The 20,576-nt window shown below is 54.2% G+C and carries 17 protein-coding genes; 8 read left to right on the forward strand and 9 right to left on the reverse strand.

Translation table 11 applies throughout. The features are described 5' to 3' along the window. Positions 1-6 precede the first annotated feature (6 nt). Complete coding sequence (locus tag MMG91_RS02550; protein ID WP_310658627.1) at positions 7-396, reverse strand: hypothetical protein; 390 nt, start codon at positions 394-396, stop codon at positions 7-9. Positions 397-987: 591 nt separating this feature from the next. On the opposite strand from MMG91_RS02550, the gene MMG91_RS02555 reads away from it, so the two are divergent. From MMG91_RS02555 to MMG91_RS02565, 3 genes are all read left to right on the forward strand, one after another. Then, positions 988-1,281 carry a fructose-bisphosphate aldolase gene (locus MMG91_RS02555; RefSeq protein ID WP_310658628.1) on the forward strand — a complete coding sequence of 98 codons (294 nt, stop codon included), beginning with the start codon at positions 988-990 and terminating at the stop codon, positions 1,279-1,281. 349 nt (positions 1,282-1,630) lie between these two features. Continuing rightward, positions 1,631-3,487: an RNA-directed DNA polymerase gene (locus MMG91_RS02560; RefSeq protein WP_310658629.1), complete on the forward strand. Its 1,857-nt coding sequence runs from the start codon at positions 1,631-1,633 to the stop codon at positions 3,485-3,487. Further along, the gene (locus MMG91_RS02565) at positions 3,480-5,021 is read left to right on the forward strand and encodes a DNA polymerase (RefSeq protein ID WP_310658630.1); all 1,542 of its coding nucleotides are present in this window, start codon (positions 3,480-3,482) and stop codon (positions 5,019-5,021) included. The genes MMG91_RS02560 and MMG91_RS02565 overlap by 8 nt, the downstream gene beginning before the upstream one ends. A 281-nt stretch (positions 5,022-5,302) precedes the next feature. Here the strand turns inward: MMG91_RS02565 and MMG91_RS02570 are convergent, their stop codons facing one another. From MMG91_RS02570 to MMG91_RS02580, 3 genes are read right to left on the reverse strand one after another with little or no spacing between them, the layout of a single operon-like run. Then, entirely contained in the window at positions 5,303-7,063 is a 1,761-nt protein-coding gene (locus MMG91_RS02570; protein ID WP_310658631.1) for an L-tyrosine/L-tryptophan isonitrile synthase family protein, read from the reverse strand. Positions 7,064-7,090: 27 nt separating this feature from the next. Next, positions 7,091-7,810 (reverse strand): HAD-IA family hydrolase, encoded by a 720-nt coding sequence (locus MMG91_RS02575; RefSeq protein WP_310658632.1) that lies wholly within the window; start codon positions 7,808-7,810, stop codon positions 7,091-7,093. Further along, positions 7,807-8,802: an isocyanide synthase family protein gene (locus MMG91_RS02580; protein ID WP_310658633.1), complete on the reverse strand. Its 996-nt coding sequence runs from the start codon at positions 8,800-8,802 to the stop codon at positions 7,807-7,809. Before MMG91_RS02580 ends, MMG91_RS02575 begins: the two co-directional genes overlap by 4 nt. Before the next feature lie 272 nt (positions 8,803-9,074). Here MMG91_RS02580 and MMG91_RS02585 point away from each other — a divergent pair, with 272 nt between their 5' ends. Further along, the gene (locus MMG91_RS02585; RefSeq protein WP_310658634.1) at positions 9,075-10,901 is read left to right on the forward strand and encodes a di-heme-cytochrome C peroxidase; all 1,827 of its coding nucleotides are present in this window, start codon (positions 9,075-9,077) and stop codon (positions 10,899-10,901) included. Positions 10,902-11,016: 115 nt separating this feature from the next. Here MMG91_RS02585 and MMG91_RS02590 read toward each other — a convergent pair whose 3' ends face one another. The 5 genes from MMG91_RS02590 to MMG91_RS02610 all read right to left on the reverse strand — a co-directional run bounded on the left by MMG91_RS02590 (position 11,017) and on the right by MMG91_RS02610 (position 16,473). Next, on the reverse strand, positions 11,017-11,565 hold the full coding sequence (locus MMG91_RS02590; protein WP_008011722.1) for a cupin domain-containing protein: 549 nt from the start codon (positions 11,563-11,565) through the stop codon (positions 11,017-11,019). 267 nt (positions 11,566-11,832) lie between these two features. Beyond that, entirely contained in the window at positions 11,833-13,116 is a 1,284-nt protein-coding gene (locus MMG91_RS02595; RefSeq protein ID WP_310658635.1) for an FAD-binding oxidoreductase, read from the reverse strand. Positions 13,117-13,168: 52 nt separating this feature from the next. Continuing rightward, positions 13,169-14,659 (reverse strand): aldehyde dehydrogenase, encoded by a 1,491-nt coding sequence (locus tag MMG91_RS02600; protein WP_310658636.1) that lies wholly within the window; start codon positions 14,657-14,659, stop codon positions 13,169-13,171. A 209-nt stretch (positions 14,660-14,868) separates the two neighbouring features. Continuing rightward, positions 14,869-16,245 (reverse strand): glutamine synthetase family protein, encoded by a 1,377-nt coding sequence (locus tag MMG91_RS02605; protein WP_038983837.1) that lies wholly within the window; start codon positions 16,243-16,245, stop codon positions 14,869-14,871. Positions 16,246-16,320: 75 nt separating this feature from the next. Beyond that, the gene (locus MMG91_RS02610; RefSeq protein WP_310658637.1) at positions 16,321-16,473 is read right to left on the reverse strand and encodes a hypothetical protein; all 153 of its coding nucleotides are present in this window, start codon (positions 16,471-16,473) and stop codon (positions 16,321-16,323) included. Positions 16,474-16,524: 51 nt separating this feature from the next. Between MMG91_RS02610 and MMG91_RS02615 the strand changes: the two genes are divergently transcribed. From MMG91_RS02615 to MMG91_RS02630, 4 genes are all read left to right on the forward strand, one after another. Further along, positions 16,525-17,286, forward strand: coding sequence for a gamma-glutamyl-gamma-aminobutyrate hydrolase family protein (locus tag MMG91_RS02615; RefSeq protein WP_305506228.1), 762 nt, complete (start codon positions 16,525-16,527; stop codon positions 17,284-17,286). A 281-nt stretch (positions 17,287-17,567) separates the two neighbouring features. Continuing rightward, complete coding sequence (potA, locus tag MMG91_RS02620; protein ID WP_305449311.1) at positions 17,568-18,710, forward strand: polyamine ABC transporter ATP-binding protein; 1,143 nt, start codon at positions 17,568-17,570, stop codon at positions 18,708-18,710. Positions 18,711-18,739: 29 nt separating this feature from the next. After that, the gene (locus tag MMG91_RS02625; protein ID WP_305449782.1) at positions 18,740-19,621 is read left to right on the forward strand and encodes an ABC transporter permease subunit; all 882 of its coding nucleotides are present in this window, start codon (positions 18,740-18,742) and stop codon (positions 19,619-19,621) included. Continuing rightward, positions 19,618-20,502 carry an ABC transporter permease subunit gene (locus MMG91_RS02630; protein ID WP_305449310.1) on the forward strand — a complete coding sequence of 295 codons (885 nt, stop codon included), beginning with the start codon at positions 19,618-19,620 and terminating at the stop codon, positions 20,500-20,502. The genes MMG91_RS02625 and MMG91_RS02630 overlap by 4 nt, the downstream gene beginning before the upstream one ends. The last annotated feature ends 74 nt before the right edge of the window (positions 20,503-20,576 follow it).

Consider the following 20,576-nt stretch of genomic DNA (forward strand, 5'->3'; position numbering starts at 1 on the left):
CTCGGGTTAAACGCCGTAGCGGCCAGTGAGATGAATGTTGCGCTTGAACCACCCGGCAATCGCCCTCCACCGCCCCACAGGCTTGGCACCCTCAGCATGGCGTTCGAGAATCATCGATACCAGCGTCGCCTGATCAACACCCGGATGACCGTCCACCAGCTCAGCGACCCAGCCACAACCGGACTTCTGCACATGCAGACGCCACTCACCCGGCCAGGCCTCAAGTCCCGACGCCGCCAACCACGCCGCTCCGCCCTGCTCGCAATGACCGCCACCGATGGACTGCTCGAAACAAAAAGGTGTGTCCGGACGGGAAAGGTCAATGTGGAAGAGGTAAATGTCCTGGGTTTTGTGCTGTGGCGTGGGGGCGTTGTTGCGGCTGCCGATTTCGATCATGGGTGCGCTCGATCCTTGAATTCCCGTTGGCTTTCAGTCTACGACGGCGGGGATGCTGAACGGAAGCAAGCGTCCTTTCCACCGAAAAGCCGCGCCTGATCGTTCGATGAACGCGCGGCCAGGATTTTGAAGTCTGAGAATCTCGTAGGAAACAACCGTTTGTGGCGAGGGAGCTTGCTCCCGCTGGGCTGCGAAGCAACCCAAAACCCTGCTAGCCCGTTTCCTCAGACCCATCGCAACGCCCGAATTTACTGCGTTACGACACAGAACGGGGAAGAGCCACCTCGCCAAAACGACCATCCGGGCGTCCTACAGCCCGGTTGCGGCTACCAAAATTGCTACCTAGAGTGGGTCTGTCGCTGACCGCATTCGGCGATAGGGTTTCGCAGCCCTGCAGAAGATGACACACACCGTTAAATGACAACTGTGGCAAAATTTGCCGCCGTTACGTTTTATGGCGGCTGTGTGTGGGAGACCCTCGGGTCTGCCGGTTTTGTCTCTTCTCCGGTCTGCGAACCCGCACATAGCTGCCACCCATTTGTTTCGCAGCAGAAAGGTGGCACTTCATTTTCCTTTGAAGAGTTCAACCTTATGACTATGAACAAACCGCTCCGCCACTACTCCCCAATGTCCCACCTCGCCACCGACCACCCCGTCCTCCTCATCGACGCCGACGCCCCACTGCGCGAACTCCACAACTGCCTTAGCGAACGCCTCAGCGCCGTCCTCAAATATCTGAACCTCATGGCCTGCACCAGCCTGCCCGACTACGCCGAGCACGACATCAACACCGTCACCAACATCGCCCGGATCCTGGTCCAGGATGTGAGCGATGTGTTTCGGGTGATTGAACAGCGTGGGTTTGATGCACCTAAGGGGCAGTGACCATATTTCAGTCGTAAACAAACCCGCATTTTTTGCGGGTTTTTGCCTGCCTTTATTTTCACTTTTCAAAAAGGTGGCAGTTCTTGAGTCGCCTTTTCATTCCGATTTCATACAGATCGATTGTTCAAATTAATCGATTAGAAATTTTGATTGCTGCTGGGCTGGGTCGGTTTTGGCTCCCAGCACTCGTCAGCCTTTGCAGCAAAAAACAAGCACGCTACTTGCATCATAATCCCGCAAAAATAAATATCCTCGCCAAATAGCTCATAATTGACTTGAAAAATCTATAAATACCGCGACACTCTACGTGATACAGGACCTGAATTTACGAATATTTTAGGAATGAAATATGTCGCAAACACAAGAAAATGGAAAACAGGATGTTGAAATCACAACAGAAGGCAAAGAAGTAATATCAGAAAACGATATAACAAAAAATTTGAATCTTATCATCGAAGCAATAAACAGCAACAACCCAACTTTAAACAGCAAAAAAAATCAGAAAAAACTACGAATACTTATACAAAAATGCAAAGATCAAGGAATCATAAAGGAAGAAAAGAAAGAATTAACAAAAATCTTAGCGTTCGACATCGAAATAGATGCAGTACTACAACATCTAAATCAAGACATGCGAGACGACTGGTTTACCGATGCAATTCAACACCGAGATTTATTTGAAAACAAAATCCATTTACATGAAAAACTTCAAATTTTAATACAAGATGGAAACGGCAAGTACCTAGGTACAAAAAGAACCGTCTACAACATCCCAAAAAAGGGAATAGGATTAAGATACTCTCTTGAGACAGACTTCTATGATCGATTCATTTACCAAGCTATTTGTTCATTCTTAATTCCTTTCTACGACCCATTGTTATCACATCGAGTTCTCGGCCACAGATTCAACAAGAATAGAGACTCTGAACGATACATATTCAAAAGTCGCATTGACCTCTGGACCACTTTCGAAGGTATTACTAGAACAGCATTACAAAGCAATCAAGCCCTATTAGTTACAGACCTAATTAATTATTTCGAAAACATATCAATAGAAACAATAAAATCAGCCTTTGAAGGAAATATAGAAAAAATAAATACTGACGGACCGAAAAAGCTACTCATCCGCAACGCAATTGACACTCTTTGCGATCTGCTATCTCGCTGGGGCTATAACGAAAAACATGGCCTCCCCCAAAATAGAGACGCCTCATCTTTCATAGCCAACGTCGTATTAAACTCTGTTGATCATAAAATGGTCGAACTTGGATACGACTACTACAGATACGTAGATGATATTAGAATAATATGTGAAACGCCGCGAGCAGCAAAAAAAGCGCTCACCGAGCTCATAAACCAACTAAGAACAGTGGGAATGAATATAAACTCAGGAAAAACAAAAATCCTGAGCAATGAAAGCTCATCAGAAGAGATCAACGAGAACTTTCCAACTTCTGACGACCGCAGCCAAACCATCGATAGCATGTGGAGATCCAGGAGCAGACGAGTAATAGCTAGATCTGCAAAATATATATACCAATTACTGCGCGAATGCATTGATCAAAAACAATCTCAATCACGACAATTTCGTTTTGCTATAAATCGTTTAATACAACTGACAGAAGCAAATATATTCGACATACACACCAATTTAGCAAACGACCTAAAAACACTGCTAATTGAAACCCTTGAAGATCACGCAGCTTCAACAGACCAATACTGCCGAATTTTATGGACACTTACTCCAAGCCCGCAAGAGCTAGAAAAGCTATTTCTTTATTTACAAGATCACGACCGCTCAATTTACTCTTGGCAAAATTTTCATCTATGGCTTTTGCTTGCAAAAGCGAAGTACAAAAACGATGGCACGATAGAACTCGCCAAAAGAAAAATCAGCTCAGAACTACTTCAACCCGAATGCTCAGCAATATTTATATATTTGCGCTGTGTAGACGAAGCCGAACATCTCAAGCCTCTGATCCAAATATTCAGCAATGGCTGGCCCTACTACCACCAAAGAAACTTTCTATTAGCCGCTAGCGAGTTCACCAAAGACGAAATTGCTCCATTACTTTCTCAACTCGATACAAAGCTTAAATGGACCGCCTCTCGAGCAAAGCCATACTTCGAAAATGGCACCCCTCTAGCCGAAAGAGAGCCCATAAGCGCGCTAAGTATTTATGAGGAAATAAGCCCATATGAATAATCATAAAAAAGCTCTAATCTTTATCCGAGATTATACAGAGCAAGGCGGTGACAAATTTTACCTATGGTCCAGTGGCACACTTACACAAACGACAGCAGAAGAATTGGTTCAAGATGACCACGAAATAATTTGCCATGATTACTGGCTAATCGCACCTATTATATTCCGCGCAACAAGGCAGTTACCAAAATCAATTACGGACATTGAAGAACTGAGAATTTCAACATCTGGCAAACGGTCAGACCGAGAATCCAGGGAAAAAGTAGACATCGCGAAATCGCTAAGCCACGTCACCGATAGTGAGACAATTAAGAAATACCTATCTATATTCAACAAAACTTCTGAAGTTGATTGCGGAGTACTCGAAAACATCGGCAGCGCTCTTATAATATTATCTGAACACATAGAAGCAACAGCAAAAGACTTCAATGAATGGGATAGATTTATTCAAATTGAACGTCCCATTACAGAACAGCTTACGCGTGCTACATCAGATGGCATCGCCATAGACACAGACCAGTTACGCACTCACAAAAGCAATATAGATTTTGAATATTATACGGCACTAAAAAAATTCTCAGCCAAATACAATATGCCACTAGAAATCCCAACAGATAACGATATTATCGAATACCTCGAACCAAAGGGTTACGATTTTTCCGGTGTTAACGTTGAGTACGTATTAAAGTTTGTACCTATGCCTGATGATTTTGCAATTGACCTTCTCAAGCTTATGAAAATCGCCAAATCCCGAAAAGTGTTAAACCTGATACCATTAAGCCAAAATAGAATACACCCAATAACAGATACATTCGGTTCGATAACATCAAGAATATACTACAAAGATCCTTCACTGCAAAATCTAGCCAAGCAACACAGAAATATTCTAGTCCCAGACCCTAACAAGCAACTATCATACATAGACTTCGAACAATATGAAGCGGGGATAATGGCAGCGCTATCTGGAGATCCGGAACTTTTAGAGCTCTATGCGAATGGCGACCTCTACGAAACAGCATCCGGGGATATATTCAAAAACAAAACTAACCGCAAAGAGGCTAAAAGACTTTTTCTATCGTATGCCTACGGAATGAGGAGGCAAAGCTTGTATGATGCGGCTTGTGGTTACGGCGCTGAAAGACAAGCCGTCAAAGATTTTTTTAACAAATTTAAAATTTTTGAAAAATGGAAAAACTCAGTACAAGCCGACTTCAAGGAACACAGTCGTATAAGTACTTGTCTTGGCAATCATATGAAACGTGATCGAACAGGCCCATTGACGGAGCAAGAAAAAAGGTCTGCCGTAAGCCAGCTTGTTCAAGGCACTGCATCGCTGATATTTAAGAAGGCTCTCCTGAACCTACGAAGTGAGTCTCGCATTGAAATCAAAGTTCCGATGCATGATGCTGTGCTTTTCCAACATCGCAATGACTTCGACACCAAAATAGTTTCCAAAATATTTTCAGATACAATGACTGAGCATTTTCAGGGAGCAATTATTGGCAAGGCATCGCTTAGCGATTTCTTTGAATAACTGATCTACACAGATAAAAACTCCTTTAAATAAGCCACATAAACGACATGGAACAACCCAACTTCATTGACTTACTCATTGGATATCGTGGTGTCGGGTCTTTGGCTTGTCGTCGATCACAGACGGCGACGACGACAAGTAGCCCCAGGCCGGCGACATCCCCGCGGTGTTGGCGGCACGCGCCAACAGAGACTATTCGAGCGATTCGCGACTTCATCGCGCAGTGATGGAAAAATGTCTCGAAGAAGGCCCTGTCTCCAGGGCCTGCCAGACGCCAACGATCAGTAAACCTGCACCCGCCACAACTCCCGCGAGGAGGAAGCCGCCGACATCGGAAACCGCCCATGCAACGTCCGATAGTTATCGATCAACACCAAATCCCCCTCACTCCACTGATGAGCAATCAGACACTCCGGGTCATAAACCAGCGCGTTGACCTGTTCGAGCAGCGCCTGTTGAGCCTGCTCGTCATGGTCCTGCACAGCCTGGCTAAGCGTCTGCAGTGTCGAGTCGGTGCCCTCTTGGTAACGCAGGATGAGTTCGCCGCTGCGGGGGTGATGATCCACCAGGCTGTACATGCGCGGCGAGCCGCCGAAGTAGGTCATTTTGGTGTAGTAGGTGATGTTCACGCCCTGCCATTGTCGGGCGACTTGCTGCCCGACTTTGCGCAGTACGTTTCGGCTGTCGACGATGGTGGTTTGGCCCTCGCCCGGCTGCGGCGCGGTCTTGCAATACAGCATGAATTTGCTGGCGCAGAATTTCGGGTTGCGCTGAACCTGTGCGTCGCTGTCGGGCAGCATGTTCAGGTCCCAGTGCAAAGGCGTTTTTTCCAGCGAGTGCACCACGCCTTGGGGTTTGTCCGCAGGTTTGACCACGTGTACGGCGCCGAAAGCCCATTCGTACAGCGTGCCAAAGCGTTCGCAGCTGCGAGCAAAACTGTCCTGATCGTCGAAGCGACAGCCCTTGAGGCAGACGAAGCCGAAGGTTTCCACCAGCGCCTCCAGCAGGCCGGTGGACAGTCGTTCGAAACCCGACCCCAACGGGTCGCGCACCACCAGGCCAAACAGCGGTAGTTTTTGCAGTTCGTATTCGAAGCCTTGGGCCTGCGGGTTTTCTGTTTGGTGGTAGAGCCATGGCCGCCCTTCATAAGTGACCAGCACATGGTGGTCGAGGTCGACCTGGGCGCGGGCACGAAGGGTTTGGCTGCCGTCGAGGTTGCACACCGGCACGGCATGCCAGGGGCTGTCGACGCGGCTCAGCCCTTCGGCCAAGCCGAAGGTGAATTTGGGCCCGGCATTGCTGTATTGATGGACCGACAATCGAATGTCATCGCCAAAGAAACGATCCACTGCCGCATTCAATGCCTGCCCGCGATACATCATTTGGTAGGCTTTGAAGTTGATTTGCTGCAGGTACTCGTCCTCGCTCTGTCCGTCTTCACGGCACAGGCGCAGGTCGTTGTAGAGGTGACTGCAGAGGTTGTCATGCGCCCGGCTGAGGGATTCATCATCGCGGCTCTGCTCGATCAGGTCCCCAAGGTTTTTCCACGGCAAGCGGGCCTGCTTGATCAGGCTGGCACGAACCGACTCGGCGCTTTGGGCCTGTGGGAACAGGTCTTCCATGCTGACCCACTGAATCGTATGGGTGGTGCACAGTTCACGCAAAGCCCGGTTGTAGGTCTCGCGAACGTCGTCGGCCACCCCGACGATGTCATTGAACGTCGTGCCGTCACTGAGGATCGACACCACACAGCCCGGAGCGTGCAGCGCGGCGATGGCCTGGCCGAGCTGGTCGAGGCGTTCGATGGCGATGACCTCGCCGTAGTCCGGCAGCACGCCGAATGTCTGGTCAATGGCGTTTGGTGACTTGCAGGGAAAGCCCGGCAGGACCAGACGCACCGGCAGGCTCTGATCGAAGTAATGCCCCAGGCGTAGCGCGAGATGCGCTCTGCCTTGTGTGTCAAAACAATCATCCGTGCCTTTGAGCAGATAACCCGCGAGCAAATCGCTGACGGCAGCGATCCAGGCGTCTCTATGTTCCATAGAACAACTTCCTTGAGAGTGTGTGTATCAATAGGATTTAACGGTGTCGCCATGCTCGGTGAACGCATGTGCTGTACCGCAGACTTGCTGCAGAATGCGCAACAACCCGGCAGGCTGTTCGCAGCAGAAGTTCGGGGCCTGGGCCTGTAATGCAGGGGTCATTCCATACCCCCAGGTGACCGCCGCCGAGTACATGCCTGCAGCACGGGCGGTCTTCAGATCGATCTCGGTATCACCGACGAACAAACAGCGTTGCGGATCAACCGACAATCGCCGGGCGGCTTCCCATGCCACATCTGGCTGAGGCTTGAGCGCCCTGCCCGCGCGATGCCCCAGAATCGTCCCGAAGGTATTCTGTGGAAGCAGTGCATCGGCTACTTGCCGGGCCATTTCCTCGGTCTTGTTGGTCACGATTGCCAGCGGCACTTCCAACTGGCGACAGCCTTCGAGCAATTCCAATACGCCGCTGAATGGCCGGGAAAATTGAACCAGGTTGTTTTGGTAGAGCGCTACATAGCGCTGGTGCATGGCGAGCGCATCAGCGACACCAAACTGCGTGGCAACTCGCTCGATCATCGCCGTGGTGCCGCCGCCGATGTAACCGCGCACTGTTTCTGTAGTCAGCGTCGGACAACCGTGCTCGAGCAATACCTGGTTCAGGCACCAGGTGATGTCAGGCAAGGTGTCGACCAGGGTCCCATCCAAATCGAAGAGTACGGCTTCGACCGGCAACCGAGACGCTATCATTGAGCACTCGCGTAGTGACAAGGACGCCCCTTGCGGAACACTAAGCGGTGGTAGCGTTCATCGACATTGCTGCGTTTTTCGAGGGTGACCACACCCCGTCGCTTGATCGCCACCGAATGCCAGGGCGTACGCCACAGGTCACTGGTTGGCACCAGCCGAATACCGATCTTCGTCGACACCGCCAATTGCGGGTGAATCGACAGGCGCAGGCAATGCGGGTAGCGCGCCTGTAACAGCGCACTCCAGGCTTCACTGCGCTGGATCACCCGCTGCGAGGCCGGTTTGGCGACCTTCTTCACCGCATTAAGGCTCATGCCGGCGAATACTTTCAGTCCCGAGTAATCCTCGGAAAGAAAGCGATGGATGCCGCAGTACATCAACATCATGTGCGGATCATCCTTGAAGCGCTGCTGCAACAAGATCAATGACTGACCGTGCTCGATCATCATCTCCTCACGCATGGCGTCCAGACAATCCAGCGGAGGATAGGCATCCCTGAGATCGAAATGGGCGAACGTGCCGGGATAGTGCTGTTCGGCATAGTCCTGGATAGCGTCGGTGTAGGCTTTGACGTCCGCATCGGGAACATGCACCAGGTCAGAGAACACATAGCCATCGGAACAGATATGAATCAGCGCCCCCGGTGTGTAGATCTCCTGGATCTCCTTGCACAGGCGGTGTAACTCGTCGATTGCATGATGTTCAGCAAGATCAGGCAGATGGCTGAGGGTTTTCTTGCGGCTGGGCGACTTGCCGGGAAAGGCTGGCAAGACCATTTCGACCTTGCGACCGCTCTCGACCGCCTGCATGACCTTCGTCATATGGGGCTCCAGCACCTGCAACGAAAGTTCGGGATCCTGCCCCGGGGCAAGGCTACGACGTCGAAACAGGCATTCGAGGATTTGCTGGGCAATATTCATGTGTGGAGTGTTCTGATGCTCGTGCATCAGCTGACCGCACACCTGTTGAGCAACGGTGTTTGAACCTTGCATAGACAATCCCTTGTGTGGTGAACAATGGCCATCTTTTGGCCATCAGCAGATATCCCTTACCTGCGGGCGGCTAAATTCCTACAAGTCGTGAGGGCTGTCAATCGTGGCAATCAGGAATATTGCGGTCTGGTTTGTGGTCGAGGGGCTCGATACGAATTGCATAGAACAAAAATTAAAGAGCTTTGTTTTTTCGTGGCTACACTCATGACGGGTAGCTTTTGGCTACCAACGTGATGGGTCCCAACAGGAAACTACAAATAGAAGGGAATCTGATGAGCAAACTAAAAGCCCCCCCGTTTGCCTGCGCTGCATTGTTGTTTTTCGGCTGCAATTCAATGACTCAGGCTGCCGACATTCTGGATCAGGGATGGAATGACACCACCCTCTCCAATTGGCATGATCTTTCACAAGGATCGAGAATTCTCCCTCTCTCCTGGGCGCTGGCATTGGAAGAGCCCGCTTCAGAGGAGAGGTTCATGAATGACAAAACGATCTCTGCCTACGGTTACACGCCTTATCATCCGTCTTATAAAGGTAAGCGTCTTACGTTGCCGATGGGATTCGTTTTGGATGATAGCCACGACAGCAAGCTGTCTTTCACGAAACTCCGTTGGTTTTTTGGACAAGGAACGCAAGAGCCGTGGGTGGGGATGAACTGCTCTGCTTGTCACACGGCTCAAATCAATTTTGAAGGACAGAATCTTGTCATCAATGGCGGGCCAACCAACGCCGACTTTCAAAATTTCTTTAAAGAGTTGAGAGCGGCTTTAAGCACAACGGCTTCCGACCCTGAAAAATTTGAACGCTTTGCAAAGCATGTTCTTAAGGATGACCTGTCGAAAGGGAATCGCCACCGGCTGAAAAAATCCCTGGATAGCTTGAATGCGTTTTATGCACAAAACGAGACACTGAATGCCACAGATCTGCAATATGGCCCAGGTCGTCTTGATGCAGTGGGCCACATTTTCAACAAGATCAGTCAGGTCACCCAAGCGAAACCGCCTACCCCTAACCCCTCTGATGCTCCGGTAAGCTATCCATTTCTCTGGAATACGCATCAACACAACGTCCTCCAATGGAACGGAATGGTCAGTAAAGCAGAAATCAACCCGTTAATACCAGGCGGCGACGGCCTGGATGTTGGAGGTCTGGGGCGCAATGCTGGAGAGGCTATCGGCGTGTACGCCGATATTCGACCGGTTAAAGAAAATCCGGCCAAGGCAGGATTTGTCTCCAGTGTGAACGTGAAAAATCTGGTGGTTTTAGAACATTCTCTTTATAGCCTGAAGCCTCCGCGGTGGCCCGGGTCGCTGCCAGAAGACCTCTCGTCAGGCGCCAAATTATTTACGGACAATTGTGCCGGCTGCCATGCACACCTTGATAGAAACGATCTCGCGACGCCAATCAAAGCGGTCATGGTTCCAATCTCTGCGAATGAAAATTTAAATGCTCAGGGCCCAAATGACAGGACCATTAGCACGGACCCCTGGATGGCGTGCAATGCCTATCAATTTAAAGCGGATGCTGGGGTGTTAGCGGGTTATCCCAAAGTCGACAAATCAAAAGAGCCCATTCAGTCAAATGACCTTCTCTACAACATGCTGGGTGTGACCGTCCTGGAGACATTACTTGGCAAAGGACGCGATGTCGTCGAGCTGGCTTTCGATGGATTGCTTGGAATAGATCCCAAACCTCAAAAAGTCCCTGGACTCAGGGACAATGCCATGTTCAGTAGTGTTGATGAGAAAGCGCTACGGCTGATCAACTGCTACCGTGACAGCCAAAAAGTTGCTCTTCTCGCCTATAAAGCAAGACCCCTCACCGGCATCTGGGCCACCGCTCCCTATTTGCATAACGGCTCTGTGCCGACCCTGAACGACCTTCTCCTGCCACCCCGTCAACGTCCCTCGAGTTTTTATACAGGGACCAATGAATTCGATAATCAAAAGGTGGGATTCAAGACCGAGAAATCGGACAAGAATTGGTTTCTTTTCGACACCAAGCTTGAGGGCAATAGCAACGCCGGCCATGACTATGGCGTGGGCAGCCTCAGTGATATCCAAAGGTCACAGCTTCTCGACTACTTGAAGTCACTTTGAGCTGCGTAGCAGAAGCCCTCACCTGAGGCATGGAGTGGTAATCGCCAGTAGGGGCGACCAAAAGTAGTGGTCGCCCCTGCGGAGGCCGTTACAGGTTTAATGCTTGCTTTGGATATCAGAAGTTAGCTGGGGTGTTGGCGCTGATGATTTCAGCCTCATCCGCCCCAATATTGCGAAACCGATGCGGCAGCGTCGTCGGAAAGTAATACCCATCCCCGGCATTCAACACACTAATCTGACCATCAACAGTGAGTTCAACAGTGCCACGGGTAACGAGCCCACACTCCTCCCCTTCAGCATGCACGATGGGCTCTTCACCAGAACTCGCCCCAGGTGCGTACTGCTCGCGTAAAAGCCGCATCTGCCGACTCGGCACCGAAGCCCCGATCAGCAACAACCGCAACCCATGACGCCCCAGATCCGGCTGTTCATTAGCCCGAAACACGTACTGATGCTCGCGGGGCGGCTGATCAAAGGTGAAGAAGTCCGCCAAGGACATGGGAATGCCTTCGAGCAGTTTTTTCAGGGAGCTGACGGAGGGACTGACACGATTCTGTTCGATCAGGGAGATGGTGGCATTGGTGACGCCGCTACGCCGGGCCAGCTCGCGCTGGGACAGTTTGTAGCTTTCGCGTACTAATTTGAGTCGTGAGCCCGTGTCCATGACAGCCTTATGCGAAGAATACTTAAGGGGTAATGGGGGTGGGTGGCGGGCGACTGGTGGCCGCGGATTACGCCGTTTCCCGTCCCGGAACCGTGGAAGGCGGGTATTAAATCACGTTTGTGGGTGTTGCTCAGCAGGTTCGATGAACGACCGGATAAAACGGCCGTTGGCACGGGTAGTGGTGCTGAAATTGTGGGAGCGGGCTTGCTCGCGAAAGCGGTGTGGTCTTCGCGAACAAGCTCGGCGCCTACAGGGATTGCGTCAGGTTTAGATACCGAATCGATCACGCAGTGCGTAATACGCCGCACCCATGGCGGTGAGTGGGGCCTGGAAGGTGCGGCCGCCGAGCATGGGCATGTGCGGCAGGGAGGCGAAAGCGTCGAAGCGCTCGGCATCGCCTCGGATCATTTCCGAGATGAGTTTGCCGGCCAGGTGTGAGCAGGTGACGCCGTGGCCGCTGTAGCCTTGCATGTAGTAGGCGTTCTTTTCGATGCGGCCGAATTGCGGCATGCGGGACATGGTCAGCAGGAAGTTGCCGGTCCAGCGGTAGTCGATTTTTACGTCCTTCAATTGCGGGAAGGTTTTGAGGATTTTTGGTTTGATCAGTTGCTCGATGTCGTCGGGCTCGCGGGCGCCGTAGACCACGCCGCCGCCGTACAGCAAGCGGTTGTCGGCGGTGAGGCGGTAGTAGTCGAGCAGGTAGTTGCAGTCTTCGACGCAGTAGTTATTGGTGATCAGGCTGCGGGCGACTTTTTCGGACAGCGGCTCGGTGACGACGATTTGCGAACCGCAGGGCATGCTTTTGCGCGTCACGCGGTTGTCGAGATCTTGCGGCAGATAGGCGTTGCCGGCGATCAGCAGGTACTTGGCCCGCACCACGCCCTTGGCGGTGCGCACGGTGATGGGTTCGCCGTAGGTGATTTCCACGGCGGCGGACTGTTCGTAGATTTTGCCGCCCAGGCTGATGATCGCGGCGGCTTCGCCGAGTGCCAGGTTCAGCGGGTGGATGTGGCCGCCCTGCATGTCGAGCAGGCCGCCGACGTAGTTGTCGCAACCCACTTCGCGCTTGATGTCAGCGGCGTCGAGCATTCTCAGGTTTTTGTTGCCGTAGCGTTCCCAACTATTCTTCTGCTCGGCCAGGCCGTTGAGTTGTTTTTTGTTCAGCGCTGCGAAGATGCCGCCGGGGCGATAGTCGCATTTGATGTCGTACTCTTTGATGCGCGAACGGATGATGTCGGCGCCTTCGAAGATCATGCTGCCGAGCACTTGGGCGGTTTTGTCGCCGTAGCGTTCTTCGATCACATCGACGTCGCGGCTGTAGGAGTTGACCAGTTGACCACCGTTGCGACCGCTGGCGCCGAAGCCGACTTTGGCGGCTTCCAGGATGGTGACGCTGTAGCCCGCTTCACTGAGGAACAGCGCCGAGGACAGCCCGGTGTAGCCGGCGCCGATCACGCAGACGTCGCATTCCACCAGTTCCTCGAGAATCGGATAATCACCGATTTGATTGCGGGTGGCGGCGTAGTAGCTGTTTACATGGGTTTGTTTCATACGTTTCTCCGAGGGCCGCCGGCATGTGCCGGCGACCGCCGCTGTAAAGGTGTTAGAGCTTGATCCAGGTCGCTTTGAGTTCGGTGTATTTGTCGAACGCGTGCAGCGATTTGTCCCGACCGTTACCCGACTGTTTGAACCCGCCGAACGGCGCGGTCATGTCGCCGCCGTCGTACTGGTTGACCCAAACGCTGCCGGCGCGCAAGCCGCGGGCGAAGGTGTGGGCCTTGCTGAGGTTGCTGGTCCACACGCCAGCGGCGAGGCCGAAGATGCTGTCATTGGCAATCGCCAGCGCTTCTTCAGCGGTGTCAAAGGTGATCAGCGACAGCACCGGGCCGAAGATTTCTTCCCGGGCGATGGTCATGGCATTGGTCACGCCGTCGAAAATCGCCGGTTCCACGTACAGGCCACCGGTGTCTGCGAGGGTACGATTGCCGCCAGCAATTAATTGCGCGCCCTGGTCTTTGCCAATCTGGATGTAGCGCAGCACGTTCTCCAGTTGGCGTTGATCGACGACTGCGCCAACGGTGGTTTCAGGATCGAGGGCATGGCCGGGTTTCCAGGCTTGCAGTGCTTCCACCAGCAGTGGAATGAATTGCTCGCGAATCGAACGCTCCACCAGCAGACGCGAGCCAGCGGTGCAGACTTCGCCCTGGTTGAAGGCGATCGCACTGACCGCGGCTTTAGCTGCTGCACGCAAGTCTGGCGCATCGGCGAACACCACGTTCGGGCTCTTCCCCCCTGCTTCGAGCCAGACGCGTTTCATATTGCTTTGCCCGGCGTAGATCAGCAGTTGCTTGGCAATCGCGGTCGAGCCGGTGAAGGCCAGCACGTCGACGTCCATGTGCAACGCCAACGCCTTGCCGACGGTGTGACCGAAGCCTGGCAGGACGTTGAACACACCTTTGGGGATGCCGGCGTCGAGGGCCAGTTGCGCAATGCGGATCGCCGTCAGGGGTGACTTTTCCGAAGGCTTGAGGATGAACGAGTTGCCTGCCGCCAGGGCCGGGGCGAACTTCCAGCTGGCCATGATCAGCGGGAAATTCCACGGCACGATGGCAGCGACCACGCCTGTTGGTTCGCGGGTGATCAGGCCCAATTGGTCGTGCGGTGTGGCGGCGACTTCGTCGTAGATTTTGTCGATGGCCTCGGCGCTCCAGCGGATCGCGTTGGCGGTCGCTGGAATGTCGATGCTCATGGAGTCGCTGATCGGTTTGCCCATGTCGAGGGTTTCCAGCAGCGCCAGTTCTTCCTGGTTCTGCAGAATCAGATCGGCGAAGCGAATCAGGATGCGCTTGCGCTCGGCCGGGGGCAGTTTGGCCCAGATGCCGGACTCGAATGTACGGCGTGCTACCTGCACGGCGGCATTGGCGTCGGCTTCGTCGGTACTGGCGATGTTCGCCAGGAAACGGCCGTCGACCGGGCTGATGCATTCGAACGTATCGCCGCTGAGTGCCGGGCGGTATTGGCCGTCGATGAATGCGCGGCCTTCTAGTGTGAGGGACTGGAAGCGTTGTTCCCAGTCGCTGCGAGTGTTTGTCATGGTTGTGACTCTACGCAGAGGAATAAATGATCGTTGACCAACTAAAGATTTGAAATGCGATCCCTGTGGGAGCGGGCTTGCCCGCGATTGCGGTGTATCAGGCGCCATTAATGTTGGTGGTGATGACGCCATCGCGGGCAAGCCCGCTCCCACAGGGGTTGGTGGTGTACACACGATTTGTGTACACCCACATTTCATCCTTGAGCCCATCAAACCGTGTGCAAGTACCAGTTGTACTCAAGGTCGGAAATGGAGTTTTCGAACTCGGCCAGTTCGCTTTCCTTGCACGCCACGAACACGTCGATGTACAGCGGGTCGATGTAGCGCGCCATGACTTCGCTGTCGTCCAGCTCGCGCAGTGCATCGCGCAGGTTGTTCGGCAGGCTTTGCTCGTTCTGCTCGTAGCTGTTGCCTTCCACCGGGGCGCCCGGTTCGATTTGATTGGTCAGGCCGTGGTGAATACCGGCCAGTACCGACGCCATCAGCAAGTACGGGTTGGCATCGGCGCCGGCGACTCGGTGCTCGATGCGCACGGCATCCGCCGAACCGGTGGGCACACGCACCGCCACAGTACGGTTGTCGATGCCCCAGCTTGGCGAGTTCGGTACATAGAACTGCGCGCCGAAACGGCGGTACGAGTTGACGTTCGGGCACAGGAACGCCATCTGCGCTGGCAGGGTCTCGAGCACACCGCCGATCGCGTGACGCAGTGCGGCGTTCTGCTCGGGATCCTCGCTGGCAAAGATGTTGTTGCCTTCTTTGTCGAGAATCGAAATGTGCACGTGCAAACCATTGCCCGCCTGGCCCGGATACGGCTTGGCCATGAAGGTGGTGTCCATCTCGTGGTCGTAGGCGATGTTCTTCACCAGACGCTTGAGCAACACCGCGTAGTCGCAGGCCTTTATAGGGTCGGAGACGTGATGCAGGTTCACTTCGAATTGCGCCGGGGCGCTTTCCTTGACGATGGCGTCGGCAGGGATGCCCTGCTCTTTCGCGCCTTCGAGGATGTCTTGCAGGCAGTCGACGTATTCGTCCAGATCGTCGATCAGGTACACCTGAGTCGAGTGCGGACGCTTGCCGGACACCGGCGAACGTGGCGATTGCGGACGACCGTTCACGTTGTCCTGGTCGATCAGATAGAACTCCAGTTCGAACGCTGCGCAAATGGTCAGGCCCATGTCATCGAACTTGCTCACCACCTGACGTAGCACTTCACGTGGGTCAGCGAAGAACGGCTGGCCTTCGAGTTCGTGCATGGTCATTAACAGCTGCGCGGTCGGGCGCTTCTGCCAGGGTTCGATGCTGAGGGTATTGGGGATGGGGAAGCAGATTCGATCCGAGTCGCCGATGTCCAGACCCAGGCCGGTGCTTTCCACCGTAGAGCCGTTGATGTCCAGGGCAAACAGAGACGCCGGGAGGTTAATGCCTTTTTCGTAAACCTTATGAAGACTGGTGCGTTCGATGCGCTTGCCGCGCACCACACCGTTCATATCCGCAATCAGAAGGTCGACGTACAAAACCTCAGGATATTTCTTAAGGAATGCGTTTGCTTCGTTGAGTTGAACGGCACGCAGAGGGACCGACATGATGCACCTATTAGCTGTTAATTATTATGTTCACTTCACTTGCGAGAGCCAGTCAACCCGAACGGCAAAGTGAAGTCAATAGCGAACACCAGCCCCTTTAGCCTTTATTTTTCGGCCTATTTTTGGCGTCATGGTGCCAAGCAAGGCTTGCGCGCCGCGTAAACCCTCGACACCAGACGTACGGCGTTTAGAATTTTTTACATGAGAGTTGTTAATTAAAATCAACAAGGCTAAGCTCCGGAAAAGCTCGTTCAAGTGTGAAACTTCGAGGTGATAAAAATGGCATTCAAGCCATTGATCGGCGTTACTGCGTGCATCAAACAGATTGGCCTGCACCCCTACCACGTCAGCGGCGACAAGTATTTGCGTGCTGTCAGCGTCGCGGCTTCGGGGTTGCCAGTGGTCATTCCTTCCCTAGGCGATCTGACCGAAATCGATGACCTGCTCGCGCAGCTCGACGGTCTGTTGCTGACCGGCTCGCCATCGAATGTGGAGCCCTTCCACTATCAAGGCCCGGCCAGTGCCCCCGGTACGGATCACGATCCGCAACGGGACGCCACCACCCTGCCCTTATTGCGCGCAGCCATTGCTGCCGGTGTTCCGGTGCTCGGCATCTGCCGGGGCTTTCAGGAAATGAATGTGGCGTTCGGTGGCAGCCTGCATCAGAAGGTGCATGAACTGCCCGGCTACCTCGATCACCGCGAAGCGGATCACCCGGACCTGGCCGTGCAGTACGCGCCTGCTCATGCGGTGAGTGTGCAGCCGGGCGGTGTGTTCGAAGCGCTGGACCTGCCGCAGGTGTTCCAGGTCAATTCGATTCACAGCCAAGGCATCGACCGACTCGCTCCCGGCCTGCGCGCTGAGGCTGTCGCACCGGATGGCTTGATCGAGGCGATTTCTGTCGAGCACAGCAAGGCCTTCGCTGTCGGCGTGCAATGGCACCCGGAATGGCAGGTGCTTTCGAATCCCCCCTATTTGAGTATTTTCCAGGCGTTTGGCGACGCGTGCCGGCAACGGGCGGCGCTGCGTAATACGCGCTGACTTCAAAAAGCATTCAACGATTTAACTGCCCCCGTGAGTCTGGCGGGCGTGCCTTTGCGCGCCGGTCGCTCACGTAATAGATGAACCGCAATAACAACAAGTACGACCAGGCAGCCAGGACGGCGGTGCCGAATAAGCCCGATCGGTATGGGCCAGTGATTCAAACGCAAATCCCCTTGTGGGAGCGTTCTGGCTGACTGACACCGTACGGCTTGGGCTTGCAATCCACTCTTAAGTCAGGCCGCGTTGGCCCGACGACTGAAACCTGTTGGGAGTTTCATATGGCAAACGCCTCCAGCATTTACAGGAAGGCTCTTGAAGGTCACCAGGCACCGAAAAAGGTGTTGGTGAAAGTCGACCGCGTTACCAAGAAATTCGACGAAACCACCGCCGTGGACGATGTGTCCCTGGAGATCCATCAAGGGGAAATCTTCGCCCTGCTCGGCGGTTCCGGCTCGGGTAAATCGACGCTGCTGCGCATGCTCGCCGGCTTCGAGCGCCCGACCGAAGGACGGATTCTGCTCGACGGTGTCGACATCACCGACATGCCGCCGTACGAACGGCCGATCAACATGATGTTCCAGTCCTACGCACTGTTCCCGCACATGACGGTGGCGCAGAACATCGCCTTCGGCCTCAAGCAGGACCGTTTGCCCGCCAGCGAAATCGACGCCCGTGTCGAAGAGATGCTACGGCTGGTGCACATGACCCAGTACGCCAAACGCAAGCCGCATCAGTTGTCTGGCGGCCAGCGTCAACGTGTGGCATTGGCGCGCTCGTTGGCCAAGCGCCCGAAGCTGTTGTTGCTCGACGAACCGATGGGTGCATTGGATAAAAAGCTGCGTTCGCAGATGCAACTGGAGTTGGTGGAAATCATCGAGCGCGTCGGCGTGACTTGCGTGATGGTGACCCACGATCAGGAAGAAGCCATGACCATGGCCGAACGCATCGCGATCATGCACCTGGGCTGGATCGCCCAGATCGGCAGCCCGGTCGACATCTATGAAGCCCCGGTCAGCCGCATGGTCTGTGAGTTCATCGGCAACGTGAACGCCTTCGACGGCACCGTGGTCGAGGATCTGGAAGGTCACGCGATCATTCACAGCCCGGATCTGCAACAGAAGATATACGTCGGCCACGGCGTGAGTACGTCGGTGCAGGACAAGTCGATCACCTACGCCATCCGCCCGGAAAAAATGCTGGTCAGCACCCTCAAGCCCGAGACTCGCTACAACTGGTCCGAGGGCAAGGTGCATGACATCGCCTACCTCGGCGGCCACTCGGTGTTTTACGTGGAGCTGCCCGGCGGCAAGATCGTCCAGTCGTTCATGGCCAACGCCGAACGCCGTGGCGCGCGCCCGACCTGGGACGATCAGGTCTTCGTGTGGTGGGAAGACGACAGCGGCGTGGTACTGCGCTCATGAGAACCTTCAATCAGCAGTTCCTGCGCCTGGTGCCCAGTGGCCGCAAACTGGTCATCGGCATTCCGTTCCTGTGGCTGTGCCTGTTTTTCCTGCTGCCGTTCTTCCTGGTGATGAAGATCAGCTTCTCGGAAGCGGCGCTGGCCATTCCTCCCTACTCCGAGATCTACACCTTCGCCGAACAGAAATTTCAGCTGCTGCTGAACATCGGCAACTACGCGCTGCTGACCGAGGATGAGTTGTACATCTCGGCCTACTTCGGCTCGTTGAAGGTCGCGTTTTTAAGCACGCTGATGTGCCTGGTGATCGGTTTCCCGATGGCCTACGCGATCACCAAGGCCAACAAGGAAACGCAAAACGTTTTGCTGCTGTTGATCATGATGCCGACCTGGACGGCCATCCTGATTCGCGTCTATGCGTGGATGGGCATCCTCAGCAACAACGGTTTGCTCAACGCGTTCCTGATGTGGACCGGGCTCACGTCGCAGCCGATCGAGATCCTCAATACCAACACGGCGGTCTACATTGGGGTTGTTTACGCTTACTTGCCATTCATGGTGTTGCCGCTGTACGCCAACCTGGTGAAACACGATCACAGCTTGCTGGAAGCCGCGTCGGACCTGGGCTCGAGCAACTTCAACAACTTCTGGAAAATCACCGTGCCGCTGGCCAAGAACGGGATCATTGCCGGTTGCATGCTGGTGTTCATTCCGGTGGTCGGTGAGTTCGTGATTCCGGAACTGTTGGGCGGCCCGGAAACCCTGATGATCGGCCGCGTGCTGTGGCAAGAGTTCTTCAACAACCGCGACTGGCCGGTGGCATCCGCCCTGGCGGTGGTGATGCTGGCGATTCTGATTGTGCCGATTCTGCTGTTCAACCGCAGCCAGGCCAAAGAGATGGAGGGACGGGGATGAAACGCTTCGGATTTTCAAAGTTCATGCTGATTTTCGGCCTGTCGTTTATCTACCTGCCGATGCTGATTCTGGTGATCTACTCGTTCAACGCCTCGAAACTGGTGACGGTGTGGGGCGGCTGGTCGGTGAAGTGGTACGTCGGCCTGCTCGACAACTCGCAATTGATGGGCTCGGTGGTGCGCTCGCTGGAAATCGCCTGCTACACCGCGATTGCGGCGGTAGCGCTGGGCACCCTCGCCGCTTTCGTGCTCACCCGCGTGACGCGCTTCAAGGGTCGCACGCTGTTTGGTGGCTTGGTGACGGCGCCGCTGGTGATGCCGGAAGTGATCACCGGTCTGTCGCTTTTGCTGCTGTTCGTGGCCATGGCGCAGTTGATTGGCTGGCCGCAGGAACGTGGCCTCGTCACGATCTGGATTGCGCACACCACCTTCTGTGCAGCGTATGTGGCGGTGGTCGTGTCGGCGCGTTTGCGTGAGCTGGACCTGTCGATCGAAGAAGCGGCCATGGACCTCGGCGCGCGCCCGTTCAAGGTGTTTTTTCTGATCACCATTCCGATGATCGCGCCGTCACTGGCGGCCGGCGGCATGATGTCGTTTGCCTTGTCGCTGGATGATCTGGTGTTGGCGAGTTTCGTCTCGGGCCCGGGCTCGACGACGTTGCCGATGGAAGTGTTCTCGGCGGTGCGTCTGGGCGTGAAGCCTGAGATCAATGCCGTGGCCAGTCTGATTTTGTTGGCGGTGTCGCTGGTGACGTTCCTGGTCTGGTACTTCAGCCGCAAGGCCGAAGCAACCCGCAAACGGGCGATTCAGGAAGCGATGGACCAGACCGCCAGCGAGTCCTGGCAGCAACCGAAAAAGCAGCGAGTCGAAGCGACGGCCTAGTGCTGCGGTTCAGTTAACTGTGGCGAGGGAGCGTGCTCCCTCGCCACAGGTTTTGTGTTCACTGCATCTTTGCT

The sequence above is a fragment of the Pseudomonas sp. JL3 genome, assembly GCF_031570575.1.
GTDB classification, from domain to species: domain Bacteria; phylum Pseudomonadota; class Gammaproteobacteria; order Pseudomonadales; family Pseudomonadaceae; genus Aquipseudomonas; species Aquipseudomonas cucumis.

Excerpts from the sequence above, each read along its gene's own strand:
- MMG91_RS02550 (WP_310658627.1), bottom strand. The coding sequence starts at position 396 with ATGATCGAAATCGGCAGCCGCAACAACGCCCCCACGCCACAGCACAAA.
- MMG91_RS02555 (WP_310658628.1), top strand. The coding sequence starts at position 988 with ATGACTATGAACAAACCGCTCCGCCACTACTCCCCAATGTCCCACCTC.
- MMG91_RS02560 (WP_310658629.1), top strand. The coding sequence starts at position 1,631 with ATGTCGCAAACACAAGAAAATGGAAAACAGGATGTTGAAATCACAACA.
- MMG91_RS02565 (WP_310658630.1), top strand. The coding sequence starts at position 3,480 with ATGAATAATCATAAAAAAGCTCTAATCTTTATCCGAGATTATACAGAG.
- MMG91_RS02570 (WP_310658631.1), bottom strand. The coding sequence starts at position 7,063 with ATGGAACATAGAGACGCCTGGATCGCTGCCGTCAGCGATTTGCTCGCG.
- MMG91_RS02575 (WP_310658632.1), bottom strand. The coding sequence starts at position 7,810 with ATGATAGCGTCTCGGTTGCCGGTCGAAGCCGTACTCTTCGATTTGGAT.
- MMG91_RS02580 (WP_310658633.1), bottom strand. The coding sequence starts at position 8,802 with ATGCAAGGTTCAAACACCGTTGCTCAACAGGTGTGCGGTCAGCTGATG.
- MMG91_RS02585 (WP_310658634.1), top strand. The coding sequence starts at position 9,075 with ATGAGCAAACTAAAAGCCCCCCCGTTTGCCTGCGCTGCATTGTTGTTT.
- MMG91_RS02590 (WP_008011722.1), bottom strand. The coding sequence starts at position 11,565 with ATGGACACGGGCTCACGACTCAAATTAGTACGCGAAAGCTACAAACTG.
- MMG91_RS02595 (WP_310658635.1), bottom strand. The coding sequence starts at position 13,116 with ATGAAACAAACCCATGTAAACAGCTACTACGCCGCCACCCGCAATCAA.
- MMG91_RS02600 (WP_310658636.1), bottom strand. The coding sequence starts at position 14,659 with ATGACAAACACTCGCAGCGACTGGGAACAACGCTTCCAGTCCCTCACA.
- MMG91_RS02605 (WP_038983837.1), bottom strand. The coding sequence starts at position 16,245 with ATGTCGGTCCCTCTGCGTGCCGTTCAACTCAACGAAGCAAACGCATTC.
- MMG91_RS02615 (WP_305506228.1), top strand. The coding sequence starts at position 16,525 with ATGGCATTCAAGCCATTGATCGGCGTTACTGCGTGCATCAAACAGATT.
- potA (WP_305449311.1), top strand. The coding sequence starts at position 17,568 with ATGGCAAACGCCTCCAGCATTTACAGGAAGGCTCTTGAAGGTCACCAG.
- MMG91_RS02630 (WP_305449310.1), top strand. The coding sequence starts at position 19,618 with ATGAAACGCTTCGGATTTTCAAAGTTCATGCTGATTTTCGGCCTGTCG.